Consider the following 15,645-nt stretch of genomic DNA (forward strand, 5'->3'; position numbering starts at 1 on the left):
AAACTAATTCAGTCTGATTCAGACTTCTTCAGATTTTTCTTAAAAACCAGATCACCGCTTTCCACATCAACCAGAATCACGTCCTTCGGTCCAAACTTACCTTGCAACAACATCTTCGACAGAGGATTTTCTATCTCTTGCTGTATCGCCCGTTTTAATGGACGAGCACCGTAGACCGGATCAAATCCCGCCTCAGCGATTTTTTGCAATGCCGCGTCACTGACCTGCAAGCCCATTTCCATTTGCACCAGACGCTGTTCCAGCACATGCAACTGGATTTTAGCAATCGCGCCAATATTCTTCGCATCAAGCGCATGGAACACCACGATCTCATCAATCCGGTTGATGAACTCAGGACGGAAGTGCGTTTTTACCTCGCCCATCACCGCCATCTTGATCACGCCAGGATCACTACCTTCCATCGCCTGTATCTGATGCGAACCGAGATTCGAGGTCATGACAATCACCGTATTTTTAAAATCAACGGTACGTCCCTGACCATCCGTCATTCGGCCATCATCCAGCACCTGCAACAAAACATTAAAGACGTCGTGATGCGCTTTTTCGACCTCATCCAGCAAGATCACGCTGTATGGTTTACGACGCACAGCCTCGGTCAGATAACCACCCTCTTCATAACCCACATAACCAGGTGGCGCACCGATCAGGCGGGCGACCGAATGCTTCTCCATAAACTCGCTCATATCGATGCGGATCAGAGATTCTTCGGTATCGAACATAAAGCCCGCAAGCGCTTTACACAACTCCGTCTTACCCACGCCTGTAGGACCAAGGAATAAGAAAGAACCATAAGGACGACTTGGATCGCCCAGACCTGCACGCGAGCGACGAATTGCGTCAGAGACCGCGCCAATCGCCTCATTCTGACCGACCACGCGCTTATGCAATTCTTCTTCCATGTGCAGAAGTTTTTCGCGCTCGCCTTGCATCATGCGTGACACCGGAATACCGGTTGCACGCGATACGATTTCAGCGATCTCTTCCGCGCCAACCTGCGTGCGTAACAGTTTCAGCTTGCCGTGTGTGTTCGATTGCGTAGCGTCGGCCTGCTTGAGCTGCGCCTCCAGCTCGGGCAAACGGCCATACTGCAACTCCGACATGGTCTGCCAGTCGCCACGGCGTTTGGCATCTTCCATCTGAAGGCGGATTTTTTCTATCTCTTCCTTGATATGCGTACTGCCCTGCACCGTCGCTTTTTCCGACTTCCAGATTTCTTCCAGATCCGCATATTCGCGCGACAGCTTAGTGATCTCTTCTTCGATCAAAGTCAGACGCTTTCTCGAACCCTCGTCTTTTTCTCTTTTAACTGCTTCACGTTCGATCTTTAACTGAATCAGACGACGATCGAGTTTGTCCATGACTTCTGGCTTGGAGTCGATTTCGATCTTGATTTTTGCGGCGGCCTCATCGATCAAATCAATCGCTTTATCGGGTAAAAAACGATCCGTGATATAGCGGTGCGACAACTCCGCAGCCGCGATAATCGCAGGGTCCGTGATGTCAACGCCATGATGGACTTCGTACTTCTCTTGCAGTCCGCGCAAAATCGCAATCGTCGCTTCGACGCTAGGTTCATCAACAATGATCTTCTGGAAGCGACGCTCCAGTGCCGCATCTTTTTCTATGTATTTACGGTATTCATCGAGCGTGGTCGCGCCGACGCAATGCAATTCCCCACGAGCCAATGCAGGCTTGAGCATATTGCCCGCATCCATCGCACCTTCGGCCTTGCCTGCGCCGACCATGGTGTGCAACTCGTCAATAAAGACGATGGTTTGCCCCTCATCCATGGCGATTTCTTTGAGCACTGCCTTGAGACGCTCTTCAAACTCACCGCGGAACTTAGCGCCTGCAAGCAAGGCCGCCATGTCGAGTGACAACACGCGTTTGGATTTCAGGCTATCGGGCACTTCGCCATTCACAATCCGTTGCGCCAGTCCTTCGACAATCGCGGTTTTACCCACACCCGGCTCACCGATCAGAACCGGATTATTTTTACTGCGGCGTTGCAATACCTGAATCGCACGGCGAATCTCATCATCACGACCGATCACCGGATCGAGCTTACCGAGGCGCGCACGTTCCGTCAGATCGAGTGTATATTTTTTAAGTGCTTCACGCTGCCCTTCGGCCTCCTGAGAATTCACATTAGTGCCGCCACGAACAGCAGCAATTGCAGCCTCCAGCGATTTACGCGTCAAACCATTTTCTCGCGCTAATTTACCTGCTTCGGATTTATCATCCGCCAGCGCCAGCAGCACCATTTCGCTAGCCAGAAACTCATCGCCACGCTTTTGGGATTCTTTATCAGCCAGATTCAACAAACCCATCAGCTCACGGCCAATCTGCACCTGACCGTCAGTACCGGTGACCTTTGCCAGACGATCTAAGGCGCTCTTTAAGGCATTCGTCAGTGCAGCCACATTCACGCCAGCGCGCTGCAAGAGCGAGCGACTGCCGCCATCATCCTGATTGATCAGCGCCAACAGAATGTGCACCGGCTCTATGTATTGGTTATCATTGCCGACAGCTTGGCTTTGCGCATCAGCAAGTGCTTCTTGTAATTTCGTCGTAAGTTTATCGAGTCGCATGGTTTTCTCCTGAGATTCCAGCGGAAAAACCGCATAGAAACCTGTGATACAAATGATTGAATTGCTTGACTAAGAGCGAAGTTTGGGGCTACCGAGACTATTTCAAGAAGTGACCTATAGTAGGCAAAAAAGCATTGCGCTTAGTTTGCGCCACATCAAAGAGTTTATGGAATTACATCAGATCAACGTTCATTATCAGCCCGAGCAAGACAGGCTACTGGCAAAGTTCTCCTTCACACTGGCAAAAGAGGCAAGCGCCGCAAGCGAGGGCGTGGCTGCAGATGTAGCAACAAAATCAGCAGACCAAGGCAGACAAGAGATTCGCTGCCACCTGACGCGTCGGCTCACGCTAAGACTATGGCCCGCCATCATGGAATCAATGGGCAAACAAGTTGCCATCAATCAACCGGCATCTGCCATGTTCAGCAATGATATCGTCCAGATGGAACATCAATCGTCCGTCGCCCTGCTAGAACAACACGGCGGCTTCAGCACACCTTACGAAGAACAAGTCCAGACCTGGCCACTAGGCGAAGCACCGCTGCTGCTAGCAACGATACAACTCCATGTAAGCCAGGACGAACCCATGCGCATCGAATTCATACCAATGAGCGGCGAAGGATTTGCCGTCAACCTGACTCCGGTCGTTCTACACGCATTTTGCAAGCTACTGCAAACCGCCGTGACGGAAGCTGATTGGGGATTTGAATTAGAAATGTCTGGCACAGATCAGGAGACATTGCCGGCGCATTTGTTGAATTGAGTGCGGCGATATTAGTCTAGTCGATAAAGGCAAAACTCTCGCCTAATCAACCCATACGTATAGTCAGTGAGTGGAACGCACCCTACGCTGGCTGTAATGCTTATAACGCAAGCGTTCACGCACTTGGTCAAGTAAACGCGGTTCTACAGGCGTGATGTTTTTGTCCATTTGGTTGCACTGTATATTTAATCAGTATAACCAAATATAGCTCATGTCCATGAGCATTTCAAGAGATGTAGAGCAAGCTACATTTTTTGCTCCATCGGTTATCATTGCAAAATGAAAATTAAATCACATTAGGAAGTACCAATGAAAATAGTGCGAGCGATCATCTCCACTGCAGCCCTCCTGTGTTCTCAGGTTGGGTTTGCCGATGTGAGGGACGAGGGGAAAATCGATGTCATTGCGGCAAAGCCTGACTCCCCGCGGGTTCTCCTTCTCATGTTCCAGTCGAGCAGTTGGGAAGGCAAGGTCCCAGAACTTCTTTCCCGCAAGATCGACACCTACCGAGAATTTGTTGGCTCCGGACAGCTTGTCTCTTCACGACCGCATTTGGCGGGAAGGAAGGTGCGAATTGCGCTGCTATACCAACAGCTACCTCCGGCGGAAATTGCGACGTTCCTTGAGAATGCGAAGAGTCGCCTCGCTTTAGACGGCATCGATTTCGTTTGGGGCGAAAAGTCAGAGGCAGTCAAGCTCGGGGATACTCCCTAACATGTCGTTCGGCTCGGACAGACACCGGCAGCGTGCTGCAAGGCGTTTGGGCAAGCCTACACCTTGCAGCACGCTGCCGGTGTGTGCCGGTCAACTCCGACGTTAGGCCGCACATCCCGCCTCTCATGACTCCGACCTCCACCCCCAAGATTCCGAAGGTTCTCCGCTATGAAGACACAGTACCTTGAAGTCGTCACCCCAGACGTAGGCGCCGTTTGCGCCGCATATTCTGCTGCGTTGGGGACGGAGTTCAGCCAGCCCGTCCCCGCCCTCGGGGGCGCTCGCACCGCACTCCTGCAGGATGGCAGCCATGTGGGCGTCCGCGCTCCACTTCGCGAGTCTGAGCTTCCGGTCGTGCGCCCGTACTGGCTCGTCCCAGATATTCAGGCAGCGCTGGTCGCAGCAGAAAAGGCTGGTGCTCGAGTTGCCGTGCCTCCTATGCCCATTCCGGGCTACGGCACGTGTGCGATCTACTTGCTCGGTGATAACGACCACGGCCTATGGCAGTTGTAGCTCCATTAGTGCGGCCTAACAATTCAATCCAGGGGATCGCCGCCATAAAGCCGGCGGCGCCCCCTGATTTCAAACGTTATGCGCGATAAAGTATGAAGCCAGAAGTAGCGATTTCACAGTATAAGTTAGGCAAGTTATCCAGCCACGCAATTGTGAGCCTGGCAAATTCTTGGCTTAACCAAGGCATCTATACAGATTCGCTAAATAGCATTTTCATGGAGGAAAATGCATCTATGGCGGAAGTGGGTCCGTTATTTGAAAAAGCTATTCAAGAGCTAGGAATCGAAATTCCATCGCGAGTTGAGGCTGCGAAATTTGCAGCTAAAGATACAATTCAGAAAATGGTTTCAGGCGAAATAGATTTAATGACTGGTGCAAATTTTCTTTATTGGGACATTCATCACGAAATATCAGAGGACCTACCAGATGGAGAATATTTAGGTAGTAACCTCGGCCTCGAATATATTTTTTGTTGGCTACGGGAAGTATGGGATTGTAGAGATGGCTCAATGATTTTGTACCATACCGATTTACCTCGAGACCAAGCTGAGGTTAAGTTTTTGGATCATATTAAAGAAGAGGCAGAAAAATGGCTCGCAAAAAGCGCATAACAAGACGATCGATAAGGAATCGCCAATGACGACCTACCTACTATTTACATCGATGATGGCGATCCCATAATCTATACGTTAGACCAAGGAAGAGTATGAAAATTTGGCATCTTTCCAAACTCAAGGAGCAGCTTCATCTCGATGAGCCAATGACTCAAGCGTCGTTGCCATATTTCATCGCAAATGTTTCGATCGTTGCTCTCGTCGCGGGGCTTCCGAATTTTGGCTATAACGACCCAGACATGTTTGAAATGGGCGTGGCGTTCTTACACTGGACGTTTCAAGCAATCATTGCAGCCGTCGGTATTCGATTGTGCTTCCGAGCGAATGGAAGCTCTAAAGGCTCGGCTTTCTTTGAGCGTATCAATGCGCTCGGCTTCGTGCTCCTCATTCGGTTCTCCATCATTGCTAGCGTTTGTCTATTGCTTCTCTTCTTTACCAGTCTTGGCCGAGCGCTCCTATATCCCGTGAGGGAAAATGTTTACCCCGTGCTATTGGTAGTCTCAATCTTTTACTGGTGGCGTCTCATCAGTCACATACGGAGCATTGGTGATGCAAAAGAGGTCTAACAATTTATTCAAAAGACGACGTGGCGAAGCCACGCGCCGTTAATTCAAACGTCAGAGTCGGCTCACCGTCACTTTCAACGTCCAATAATACAAATCGGCAAGAACGCACTTTTCGTAAGGTACCGCTATATCATCCTGTTCAAACTGCTCGGTACAAGCAGCAATTGAACAAGTTGCAAGTAGAGGCTATCTTGAATCAAACGTACTATGCATGGACATTGCTCGCAATCAGCGTACTCGCGGAGGTCACTGGGACAGTTGCACTCCGCTATTCAGCAGGTTTTACAAAGCTGGTGCCATCGGTCATTTCCGGGATTTGCTATTTGATGGCGGTCTGGCTTATGGCAGTCGTCATAAAGCATATCGAAGTAGGCTTAACATATGCCGTATGGGCAGCGGGCGGGATTGCTGTCACAGCGGCTATTGGAATTATCGGCTTTGGCGAATCATCATCACCTCAAAAAATGGCTGGCTTGGCTTTGATAATCGCGGGAGTTGTTTTGTTAAACACTTCAAAACACTGACGCCTAATCATTCGCTCAACCGAACATATTGTGGCGTGCGGCAACATGAAGCTGCCCGCGCCAACCAACACACTCACAGGAAAAAACATGCCCCAATTAACCCAGCATTCCCCACAATCGATTCTCGTTCTAGGTGCCGGTGAACTCGGCCTTCCGGTTTTGCGCAATCTTGCGCGGGTTGCAAAGCGCTCGCCTGGCTCAATGATCAACGTCCTGCTCAGGGAATCGACCATCAACACCAAGGTGCCTGAGAAAAAGGTGGAAATCGATGAGTTGCGTAGTCTTGGCATCCAAATGGTCGCTGGAGACCTGTTGAACGACTCGATTGATCAGCTTGCTGAAGTCTTCGCACGATTCGATACTGTAATAGGCTGCGCAGGGATGGTCGCGGGTCGAGAAACCCCGATGAAGTTGGCTACAGCAGCTCTCAAGTCCGGCGTGAAGCGCTACTTCCCATGGCAGTTTGGCGTCGATTTTGAGGTGATTGGGCGGGGTAGCCCTCAGGATCTATTCGATGCTCAGCTCGATGTACGAGAGTTGCTTCGCGCCCAAGACAAAACTGAATGGGTAATCATCTCGACGGGCATGTTCACGAGTTTCCTTTTCGAGCCTGTATTTGAAGTGGTTGACTTCGTAAACGACACAGTAAATGCCCTGGGCGGTCTTGATAACAGCGTGACGCTCACGACACCAGATGACATCGGTACTCTTACAGCGGAAATCGTTTTTTTTGAGCCTCGCTTTCGGAATGAAATCGTGTACCTTTCTGGCGACACTGTGACGTATGGGGAGGTTGCGGGCATGCTTGAAAGTGTGCTGGGACGTCCATTCACGTGTAACGTGTGGACTGTTCCGTATCTAATCCAAGAACTGGAAAAAGATCCCTCTCATCACATCAAAAAGTACCGCGCTGTTTTCGCACAAGGCAGAGGAGTGGCGTGGCCAAAAGTTGGCACTTTCAACGAGCAGCAGTTGATTCAAGTCACCACTGCTGAGCAGTGGGCTCGGAAAAATATCGCAGACAAATGAACGCAAATATAAAGCGTTTGGAGCGTTAGGATTAGAGAATGAGGCTTTCGCAATTTGTGCGTTTGCGTAACAAGTCGTGCCAGCCGGACAGTTTGTTCTGCGGCTTATTTTGTGCTGACCGCTACGCTAATACAAATCGCCACTACACAAACGGCTGCTACACACGGCGTTAAGCAGCGAATGACTTCATTCTTACATACGATAGAAAGGTGAATTACATGAACAAACAAATATTCCTGAATCTGCCGGTTTCCGACTTATCCAAATCGCTGGCCTTTTTCAAGGCACTTGGGTTTGCAAACAATCCACAGTTCTCCAGTGAAAGCGGCGAGTGCATTGTCATCAGCGACACGATTTTTGTTATGTTGTGTACTCGGGATAGATTTCGCGACTTCACGCCAAAAGATATTTGCGATACCAGCAAGGCCATAGAAATGCTGATCAATCTTAACTGTGAGAGCCGCGAAGAGGTAGATGGTCTGGTGGCTAAGGCACTCGCTGCGGGCGGTTCAACCTATGATAAGCCCGAGGATTTAGGCTTCATGTATTCGCATAGCTTCGTGGACCCCGATGGTCACGGGTGGGGGCTCTTCCATATCATTGCCACGCCAGAGCAGGAGTGATTCGCGAGCGAGCGCCGGATGCGTTCTACTCACCTTCCTTTATAAATACTCCCACTATGTATATTTAGCATACCCAAGCATTACTTAGGCAGAAAGGCATATTTATACGAATTTATAGGGGAGTATATGAACGGCATTAATATTTCTCGACGTTTAAGTGCAAGTTTTACACTTGTACTCAAGACGATGCTTGAAACAAATTATACGACTCCGTTTTGTCGGCTATCTTTGCAAAAGAAGCAACCCCCTGATTCGCCTCACTACACCTCATCCACGTTCTGGAGAAAATTTATGTCGTCTGACCCAATCGCGACCTGGCATCGACTCGTTAAGGAACGCAATACACAAGGACTTGATGCGTTGCTTGCTGAGGATGCTGTTTTCTATTCGCCAGTGGTGAATACGCCTCAAGTCGGAAAAAGCATTACCAAGCAATATCTCAGCGCTGCACTTCACGTCTTTGCCAATGAATCGTTTCATTATGTTCGGGAGCTCACGGGCGATCGCGATGCGATTCTTGAATTTAAGCTGGAGTTAGATGGCATCGCAATTAACGGTGTTGATATGATCAAGTGGAATGAGGAAGGTAAGATCACGGAGTTTAAAGTGATGCTTCGCCCTCTGAAAGCGGTTAACCTGATTCATCAGAAAATGGCTGCGATGCTTCAGCCGGGTGCATAGGCTATACAGGCTTTGTTCGAAGGAACGCCGTAAAGATAAAAAAACCGCACGATCTGCATCGTGCGGTTTTTCTTTTTACTACTTACAGTTCAGCGTAATTTAGCTAAACCTGAAATTAATTAAGCGACTTTTTTCGCGTCGAAGAACTGTTCATCTTCTGTCGAACCATGCAGGGCCGTAGTAGACGACTGGCCTTGTTGAATGACTTGTGTCACTGCATCAAAGTAACCTGTACCAACTTCACGCTGATGCTTGACTGCGGTAAAACCTTTTTCTGCTGCGGCGAATTCTGCTTCTTGCAATTCGACGAAAGCGGACATCTGGTTACGTGCATAGCCATGCGCCAGGTTAAACATGCCGTAGTTCAATGCATGGAAACCAGCCAGGGTAATGAATTGGAATTTGTAGCCCATTTTGCCCAATTCTTTTTGGAACTTGGCGATTGTTGCGTCATCCAGATTTTTCTTCCAGTTGAATGATGGTGAGCAATTGTAGGACAACAATTTACCTGGGAACTTGGCATGGATTGCATCAGCAAATGCTTTTGCGAATTCCAGATCAGGCTTACCAGTTTCGCACCAGATCATGTCGGCGTATTCGGCATAAGCCAGCCCACGGGAGATCGCTTGTTGCAGACCTGGTTTAGTTTTGTAGAAGCCCTCAACAGTGCGCTCGCCAGTCAGGAAAGGCTTGTCATTGTCATCGACATCAGATGTGATCAAATCAGCCGCTTCTGCATCGGTACGAGCCAACAACACGGTTGGTGTGCCCATGACGTCCGCTGCCAGACGTGCTGCGTTCAGTTTTTCTACTGCTTCACGGGTTGGTACCAATACTTTGCCGCCCATGTGGCCGCATTTTTTAACGGAAGCTAATTGATCTTCGAAGTGGACGCCTGATGCACCGGCTTCGATCATGGCTTTCATCAACTCAAATGCGTTCAATACACCACCGAAACCTGCCTCTGCATCGGCCACGATTGGTGCGAAGAAGTCTGTATCGCCTTTGCCTTCAGACCATTGAATTTGATCTGCACGTGTCAAAGTGTTGTTGATACGTTTAACAACGAGTGGGACTGAGTTTGCTGGGTACAAAGATTGGTCCGGGTACATTTCGCCAGCAACGTTGGCGTCGCCAGCAACTTGCCAGCCGGACAGGTAGATAGCTTTCAAACCAGCTTTAACTTGTTGCATCGCCTGGTTGCCAGTCAATGCGCCGAGGGCGTTAACAAATGGCTCGTTATTGACCAGATCCCACAGCTTGATGGAGCCGTTTTTCGCCAGCGTGTGCTCGACTTTGATGGAGCCGCGCAGACGAACGACGTCTTCTGCCGTGTAGTTACGTTTGATACCGATCCAGCGTGGATTGGTATCCCAGTCTTTTTGCAATTCAGCAATCTGTTGTTCGCGTGTCGTCATGGTTCTCTCCTGTGGGCAAAATAAATGAAACTGTTAAAACTAATGAAAAGTGAATTCCGTTGAGATAAATAATAGGACATTTTTTGCGAAGCAACAAGGTCTTATATAAGACATATAACAAATATTTAAACATTTAAAATCAAACACTTAAATACTATTTTTTGCGATGTGAAATAATATCTCTCAGAATGAGAAAAATAATTTGTGCAGACCTTCATTCATTTTTCACATTATGAAAAATACGTTTCACATCATAAAATTTGGTGTTTATCGCACTTTTATAAAGAAAATTTAGTTTCAAAGTGATCGGTGATTTGCTATTTTTGTGGTCAGATTTTGCTGAATAGGATCGAAAACAGTTGATCTACGCAAATCTGGCAGATCCATTGGTTTCTGGAGTTTAATTTCTTGATGCGACCTTAGGTCCACGCTCAAGGGGATGCACTAGATCATCAGACGAGAGTGTTGACTGATCAGATTAGGAAGATTCGTTTATGAGCTTTTGCACCAGGGTATTTATGCAACGATTTTCCTAATCCCCCACCAATTCATACCACGGCGAAAAGCGGTTGGACTGACCGACGTCAGTAACAGCCTCAGTCGTATTCAATCGAATTTCAACGCCATTTTTATGCCGGTTGATTAGTGATGCGGGTAAAGCAGCCTCGCGGCGCCCCGAACCATCGAGGGGGAAGACTTTCAGGTTACGCATGCGAGTTGGCACAAACACTGTCGCCTGTACCCGCTCCAGCCATACCGGTGCTTGCCCGTCGCGAGGGCCTGAAGGCTTGTCCACAGCCGAACCGGATTGAGCGTCAGGCTCCAGAGTCCACCAGCCGCTACTACCGGGATAAGGAATGAGTTGCTTGGGGCGCTCTGGCATAGTATTCGGCTGACTGCCGACAACACTGGCAACGACGGTCAGCAATATTCTCTTTGATTTAACCAGACTGAGTCCGTCGCGACTGGTTGCGGTAACAACGGCAAAACGCCTGCCACTCTGATTCAATTTCACGGCGATTCCCTGAGCGTCTGAGACTGCCGGACTAAACGCATCAGTATCGCTAAAGCCTGTCCATATCATGCTGTACGGTGTCGTCACATGGAGTTGCGCCGGGTCGGGCATGTATTGCATACCACTCCCCTGCCCTTGCCACGGAGCCATGCTGTCGTTGCTGGTCTGAGGCTCATTGACAGAACCCTTAGTGCGCCGGGGATCTGATGATATCGGCGGAGCTTGAGCGGGCTGCTTGTTTTGTCCAAGATATTGCATGCCGATGCGTGTTAAAAATGCATCCCGGGGACTGAGGCCGTAGCGACTCAATAAATACGCAGGATAGGCCGACTCATCTCTGAGCGCAGCGATCATTTGCCTTGCATCCAGGCTCATGGGGATTGTCTTTTGTCCGGATAGCGGGCGTATCTGAAAAAGACGGAACATCGCCGCTGAGGTCCCCGTATTGGGGTACTGCGCCCAGTTACCGCTCAGGTTAAAACTGTCGGGAACAGAATTCCAAGTATCGCCATCAATATACTGAAAAAGAAACAGCCCATCCCAGTCCTGTGCACTGGCTAAAGCGGTAACGACGGGCACAATCTCTGCTCCTTGCCGGTTTGGATATGCCTGATTGAATTCGCTCAATACAAAGGGCTTATTCACATCGCGAAAATATGCTCTCTGCAATAGCTGTGGCCAGGCTTCTTTGAGCGCCGAACTGTCACGAATGCGCCAGTCGTTTCTATCCCAAGCCTGATGCGGAAAATCGTAATGATCGACATAAAAATGTTCGTCCACATAATCCATATCCTCCTGCGCATCGGCGTTCATGACACCGCCGTAATACATTTGCGTACCAGTCACCGGGATCAGATTACCGACCTCCGCACGAATCGTACGGCGCACGCTTTCCAGATATTGCTTATCCATCTCGGTTAAAAACAGCGTGAAGTCGAGTACACGCAGCCCTGCGCCTTGCGTGTGGGACTCAAAAGAATGACCGAAAATTTCGGGAGACGAGAGACCGACTTTTGCCATTCCCTTGCGAGCCAGTTTACGTAACTTACCGGACCAGCCATAGGCGCCCTCGACCACATGGGATTCCGTCGATTTAAGCAATAAGCCACCCTGTTTAGGTAAGTCGCAGGCATCCCACCGCTGGCATGCGGCGTTCATGCTGCCATAGCGTTTGAGCGCCCAGCGCTGCCACTGTAATTGCAAAGTGCGTTCGTACTCGCCTTTGATCGAGTCGACATCTCCACGCTGCCATGCGCCCAATAAGGAAGATTCGTTACTGATCTCTATCATCGCCAGCGCCGGATCATTACTTAAACCGAGACGACGTAAAAGCTCACGTGCATATTCATTTTGGAGCGCGATCATGCGCGGCTCAAACAAGTGATAGGGATGACTGGCATAGGGCATGCGCTCCCCGGGAGCCAATGGAGTCACGCCGTCAACAGCAGGACGAAAACTGTATCCGACATGCAGATTCAGATTGACGTAAATACCTTCTGCTCTCAGTGCCTCGATAAAATTGCGCAAACGGGAGATCGCTGTCGCATTGAATGTAGGAAATGCCCCGGTCGTCAAAATACCTCTGGGCTTTTCCTCACTATCGCTAAGTATGCTGTCGAGATGATGCAGGCGGACAGCATTGAAGCCCAGCTTACGTAAGCGCCTGGCGATGCGAGGGGCGTCGGTTTCGTTCGGAAAATTGGCAGCACTACTAATGCTGATACCAAAAAAACGTATACGGATGTCATCGGTGGTGTTGGGCCGGCCATCTGCCCCAACGCGATAAAAATGTGCGCCTTTAGTAAAGATCTTATCGGCTTCGGTCAAGCTATGATTCAGGCCGCTAAAATCCGGCGCACCTGTCAACGCATCTTCATTGACAGCGAATGGGTAAAACCCGGGTTCTGCCTGTGCCAATCCCGCATTCAGCAAGCACAACCCTGTCAGCAATATCATCAGCGGAAAGTTGGGCAAACTGAACATCAAGCGTCGATCGCAAAGGAGGTGAATGGCAAAGTACATAATTCAAAAACAGAATGAGAGACGCTCACAATAACGCAGAACAACGCGGGCATGAATAGCCGGTCATAAAATTAACAATCGCTGACAACGAAGTCACGCTTTCGAGGCACAATAGTGTATTAATACAAATTAAATAAATCTACGCACGCCATGCAAGAGCTATCGGCCGCCCACTACCAGCAGCAACATCCTTTGAACTGGATAGAAATCGCCGCCATCCGTTTGATGGTCGTGTGTTTCGTCTTATTCTCCCTTTTGCCTTATGGCATATCCTGGGATTACGCAGGCACATCCGAGCTGACGATGGAGGGCTCGCTGAATACCAAACTGGAATGGGGAAGTTTATTTCTCATCTCGACGATTTTATTGATACGCCATCTGCCACTGACTTTGCGCTACCTGCGGGTCATCAATCCGTTTTTATTGTTATTAATCTTCTGGTGTCTGGCGTCTTCGTTCTGGTCACCCTTACCTGCTGTCACTTTTAAAAAGGCGATTCAGTTAGTCGGCCTGGTCATGATTGCTCTTGCGATACAACTATCGTCGCGCCCTCTGGATTTATTTATTAAGGATCTGAGATATACCTTGACGGCTATTTTGATTGCCTCATTTTTTGTCGCGATTGCGATTCCCAGCATTGGTGTTGACGTAGAACTAGGCCGTGCCTGGCGTGGCATCTTGTCGCAAAAAAATGAATTAGGTCAGGTCGCTGCGCTCTGCATCCTACTTTGGCAAGTAAGTGCCTGTGACGGCAGCACCTCAAGCCGCTCTATGCTAATAGCAATCCTGTTTGGCTTTTTTGTATTGATCATGTCAAAAAGCTCGACCAGTCTGGCGATTACCGTATTGAGTTCTGCACTTTTTCATTTATTTCGCAAGCAGAGGATAGAGTCCGCCTATTCAATGACACGAGCGAGCCTGTCAATCGGCATTGTGGCCTTACTCATGGCGTTTGCCTTTTATATGCTTGAGTCACGTCTCCCGACTTATGGTGAGATCACGTCTCCGATTGCCGGTTTATTTGGCAAAGGTTCGGACTTAACCGGGCGTACCGACATCTGGCAATTAGTCGAACTGGAAATAGCACGGCATCAGTGGATGGGCTTAGGTTATGGCGCTTTTTGGTTAGGGCCTGGGAGTTTGTCCCAATACGTGATTGATGCCCTGTTTTGGGTGCCGCTACAGTCGCATAACGGTTATCTGGACATCCTGAATGAACAAGGATTGATTGGTCTGTGTCTGGCAATTTTGGTGTTACTCAAACAATTACAGCAATTGTTCCTGATGACCTATGTAGACCGTTTGCAAGCGGCGTTCTGGGGCACCACCCTGATGGTGGTGGTTATCACGAACTTCACTGAGAGCAGCTTATTTCGCGGGTTCGGATTTCAGAATGTTTTTTTCATTTTTGCATTAGTTACCGTGACCTCATCTCTACGCAGGCTAAAAGAAGATGCAACAAGGCCGGTCAACACCTAATGCAAAAACCGTCGTCCGATACGGGCAAAATACTGCTCTACATACCGGTAAGATAAGTCCGCGCAAATCCACGACGCAATCAACAAAGTGGCGATCCGTATCCATAGCGCAGAATCTGGCATCCATGCCGTGATCAAAGTAAAAATAAGATAGTGGTATAGATACAGCGAATAACTGATCTTACCTATATAAATCATCGGACCAGACGACAGCAAACGCTGAACCGGGTTATCAATAAAAACTAAATGACAAAACAGGCACGCTAAAGCGATGCCTTGGATTGAATACCGTAAAGATTCGCGAAAAATCTCATTACGTACCAGTAATGAGAGTGACATCAAGAGAGCCCCAGATACCACTACACGGCGATCTGAAAAAAACTTATTTGCCCAGGAATAACGCGCCAGCAAAATAGAAAATCCGGTGCCGTACAATATCGAATCCAATCTGGTGTCGGTCCCCTTATAAATACGGTCATGCGCTAATTGCTCAAGTCCGAATTGAGTGAGCAGGTATAAACGCCAGAGGAATACAGCAACAATCAACCCAGCGATCAACCGCAAAAACCATGTTATTTTTCCTGCCAGCGCAGCAAACAGAAAAGGAAAAACCAGATAAAAATGTTCTTCTATCGCCAAAGACCAGGTAATCGACAGCGGTGCCGGCAAGGTATCATCACCAAATCCAAAGTAAATTGCATAATAGTTGGCGTAATAAAAAAACACCGACAATAGCTCGATTAATTTAATCGCCTCCCCCATCGCCAGCATCGCAAGCAAAGACAAAACCACATAGATTATCAGCGCTGGCATTAAGCGAAAAAAACGCCTGAGATAAAACTGTCTGATATTGATCTGTGTAGTTGCGTCCCATTCGACGATCATGAGGCGCGTGATAATGAAACCACTGATAAAGAAAAAAATGGTGACGCCTAAACCGCCGGGAACAATATGTCCTAGCCATGCATGGGAAATCACAACGAGCAAGATAGAGACCGCACGCAAGCCATCCAGTGCAAGCAGGCGATTTGGATGCTGATGTGGATGTGTCATAGGTCCAGGACTATATCGCC

Annotated in this window: 13 protein-coding genes; 9 read left to right on the forward strand and 4 right to left on the reverse strand. The window is 48.9% G+C overall.

Translation table 11 applies throughout. The features are described 5' to 3' along the window. Nucleotides 1-8: 8 nt before the first annotated feature. Nucleotides 9-2,612 carry an ATP-dependent chaperone ClpB gene (gene clpB, locus ACO0LE_RS00905; RefSeq protein ID WP_422958537.1) on the reverse strand — a complete coding sequence of 868 codons (2,604 nt, stop codon included), beginning with the start codon at nucleotides 2,610-2,612 and terminating at the stop codon, nucleotides 9-11. A 166-nt stretch (nucleotides 2,613-2,778) separates the two neighbouring features. On the opposite strand from clpB, the gene ACO0LE_RS00910 reads away from it, so the two are divergent. The 8 genes from ACO0LE_RS00910 (at nucleotide 2,779) to ACO0LE_RS00945 (ending at nucleotide 8,639) form a co-directional block, all read left to right on the forward strand. Next, complete coding sequence (locus tag ACO0LE_RS00910) at nucleotides 2,779-3,375, forward strand: hypothetical protein (protein ID WP_422958538.1); 597 nt, start codon at nucleotides 2,779-2,781, stop codon at nucleotides 3,373-3,375. Between the two features lie 309 nt (nucleotides 3,376-3,684). After that, nucleotides 3,685-4,089 (forward strand): DUF6572 domain-containing protein, encoded by a 405-nt coding sequence (locus ACO0LE_RS00915; protein ID WP_422958539.1) that lies wholly within the window; start codon nucleotides 3,685-3,687, stop codon nucleotides 4,087-4,089. Nucleotides 4,090-4,694: 605 nt separating this feature from the next. Continuing rightward, on the forward strand, nucleotides 4,695-5,213 hold the full coding sequence (locus tag ACO0LE_RS00920) for a hypothetical protein (protein ID WP_422958540.1): 519 nt from the start codon (nucleotides 4,695-4,697) through the stop codon (nucleotides 5,211-5,213). 95 nt (nucleotides 5,214-5,308) lie between these two features. Continuing rightward, nucleotides 5,309-5,782, forward strand: coding sequence for a hypothetical protein (locus tag ACO0LE_RS00925; RefSeq protein WP_422958541.1), 474 nt, complete (start codon nucleotides 5,309-5,311; stop codon nucleotides 5,780-5,782). Nucleotides 5,783-5,946: 164 nt separating this feature from the next. Beyond that, entirely contained in the window at nucleotides 5,947-6,306 is a 360-nt protein-coding gene (locus ACO0LE_RS00930) for a DMT family transporter (protein WP_422958542.1), read from the forward strand. Between the two features lie 87 nt (nucleotides 6,307-6,393). Continuing rightward, nucleotides 6,394-7,335, forward strand: a complete 942-nt coding sequence (locus ACO0LE_RS00935) for an aromatic alcohol reductase (RefSeq protein WP_422958543.1) — start codon at nucleotides 6,394-6,396, stop codon at nucleotides 7,333-7,335. A 218-nt stretch (nucleotides 7,336-7,553) separates the two neighbouring features. Then, nucleotides 7,554-7,958 (forward strand): VOC family protein, encoded by a 405-nt coding sequence (locus tag ACO0LE_RS00940; RefSeq protein WP_422958544.1) that lies wholly within the window; start codon nucleotides 7,554-7,556, stop codon nucleotides 7,956-7,958. Nucleotides 7,959-8,084: 126 nt separating this feature from the next. After that, nucleotides 8,085-8,639 carry a nuclear transport factor 2 family protein gene (locus ACO0LE_RS00945; protein ID WP_422958545.1) on the forward strand — a complete coding sequence of 185 codons (555 nt, stop codon included), beginning with the start codon at nucleotides 8,085-8,087 and terminating at the stop codon, nucleotides 8,637-8,639. 119 nt (nucleotides 8,640-8,758) lie between these two features. On the opposite strand, the gene aceA is transcribed toward ACO0LE_RS00945, so the two are convergent. Then, on the reverse strand, nucleotides 8,759-10,057 hold the full coding sequence (aceA, locus tag ACO0LE_RS00950; RefSeq protein ID WP_422958546.1) for an isocitrate lyase: 1,299 nt from the start codon (nucleotides 10,055-10,057) through the stop codon (nucleotides 8,759-8,761). Between the two features lie 532 nt (nucleotides 10,058-10,589). After that, the gene (locus ACO0LE_RS00955; protein ID WP_422958547.1) at nucleotides 10,590-13,055 is read right to left on the reverse strand and encodes a capsular biosynthesis protein; all 2,466 of its coding nucleotides are present in this window, start codon (nucleotides 13,053-13,055) and stop codon (nucleotides 10,590-10,592) included. A 189-nt stretch (nucleotides 13,056-13,244) separates the two neighbouring features. Here ACO0LE_RS00955 and ACO0LE_RS00960 point away from each other — a divergent pair, with 189 nt between their 5' ends. After that, the gene (locus ACO0LE_RS00960; RefSeq protein WP_422958548.1) at nucleotides 13,245-14,573 is read left to right on the forward strand and encodes an O-antigen ligase family protein; all 1,329 of its coding nucleotides are present in this window, start codon (nucleotides 13,245-13,247) and stop codon (nucleotides 14,571-14,573) included. On the opposite strand, the gene ACO0LE_RS00965 is transcribed toward ACO0LE_RS00960, so the two are convergent. Next, nucleotides 14,570-15,625, reverse strand: a complete 1,056-nt coding sequence (locus ACO0LE_RS00965) for an acyltransferase family protein (protein ID WP_422958549.1) — start codon at nucleotides 15,623-15,625, stop codon at nucleotides 14,570-14,572. The genes ACO0LE_RS00960 and ACO0LE_RS00965 overlap by 4 nt on opposite strands. Nucleotides 15,626-15,645: the final 20 nt, after the last annotated feature.

Origin of the sequence: Undibacterium sp. Xuan67W (assembly GCF_049340165.1) — a bacterium.
Classification (GTDB): domain Bacteria; phylum Pseudomonadota; class Gammaproteobacteria; order Burkholderiales; family Burkholderiaceae_D; genus Undibacterium.

What these genes read in the sequence shown, in the direction of transcription:
- ACO0LE_RS00920 (WP_422958540.1), top strand. Translation starts at nt 4,695, where the DNA reads ATGAAGCCAGAAGTAGCGATTTCACAGTATAAGTTAGGCAAGTTATCC.
- ACO0LE_RS00940 (WP_422958544.1), top strand. Translation starts at nt 7,554, where the DNA reads ATGAACAAACAAATATTCCTGAATCTGCCGGTTTCCGACTTATCCAAA.
- ACO0LE_RS00935 (WP_422958543.1), top strand. Translation starts at nt 6,394, where the DNA reads ATGCCCCAATTAACCCAGCATTCCCCACAATCGATTCTCGTTCTAGGT.
- ACO0LE_RS00925 (WP_422958541.1), top strand. Translation starts at nt 5,309, where the DNA reads ATGAAAATTTGGCATCTTTCCAAACTCAAGGAGCAGCTTCATCTCGAT.
- aceA (WP_422958546.1), bottom strand. Translation starts at nt 10,057, where the DNA reads ATGACGACACGCGAACAACAGATTGCTGAATTGCAAAAAGACTGGGAT.
- ACO0LE_RS00960 (WP_422958548.1), top strand. Translation starts at nt 13,245, where the DNA reads ATGCAAGAGCTATCGGCCGCCCACTACCAGCAGCAACATCCTTTGAAC.
- ACO0LE_RS00955 (WP_422958547.1), bottom strand. Translation starts at nt 13,055, where the DNA reads ATGTTCAGTTTGCCCAACTTTCCGCTGATGATATTGCTGACAGGGTTG.
- ACO0LE_RS00915 (WP_422958539.1), top strand. Translation starts at nt 3,685, where the DNA reads ATGAAAATAGTGCGAGCGATCATCTCCACTGCAGCCCTCCTGTGTTCT.
- clpB (WP_422958537.1), bottom strand. Translation starts at nt 2,612, where the DNA reads ATGCGACTCGATAAACTTACGACGAAATTACAAGAAGCACTTGCTGAT.
- ACO0LE_RS00945 (WP_422958545.1), top strand. Translation starts at nt 8,085, where the DNA reads ATGAACGGCATTAATATTTCTCGACGTTTAAGTGCAAGTTTTACACTT.
- ACO0LE_RS00965 (WP_422958549.1), bottom strand. Translation starts at nt 15,625, where the DNA reads ATGACACATCCACATCAGCATCCAAATCGCCTGCTTGCACTGGATGGC.
- ACO0LE_RS00910 (WP_422958538.1), top strand. Translation starts at nt 2,779, where the DNA reads ATGGAATTACATCAGATCAACGTTCATTATCAGCCCGAGCAAGACAGG.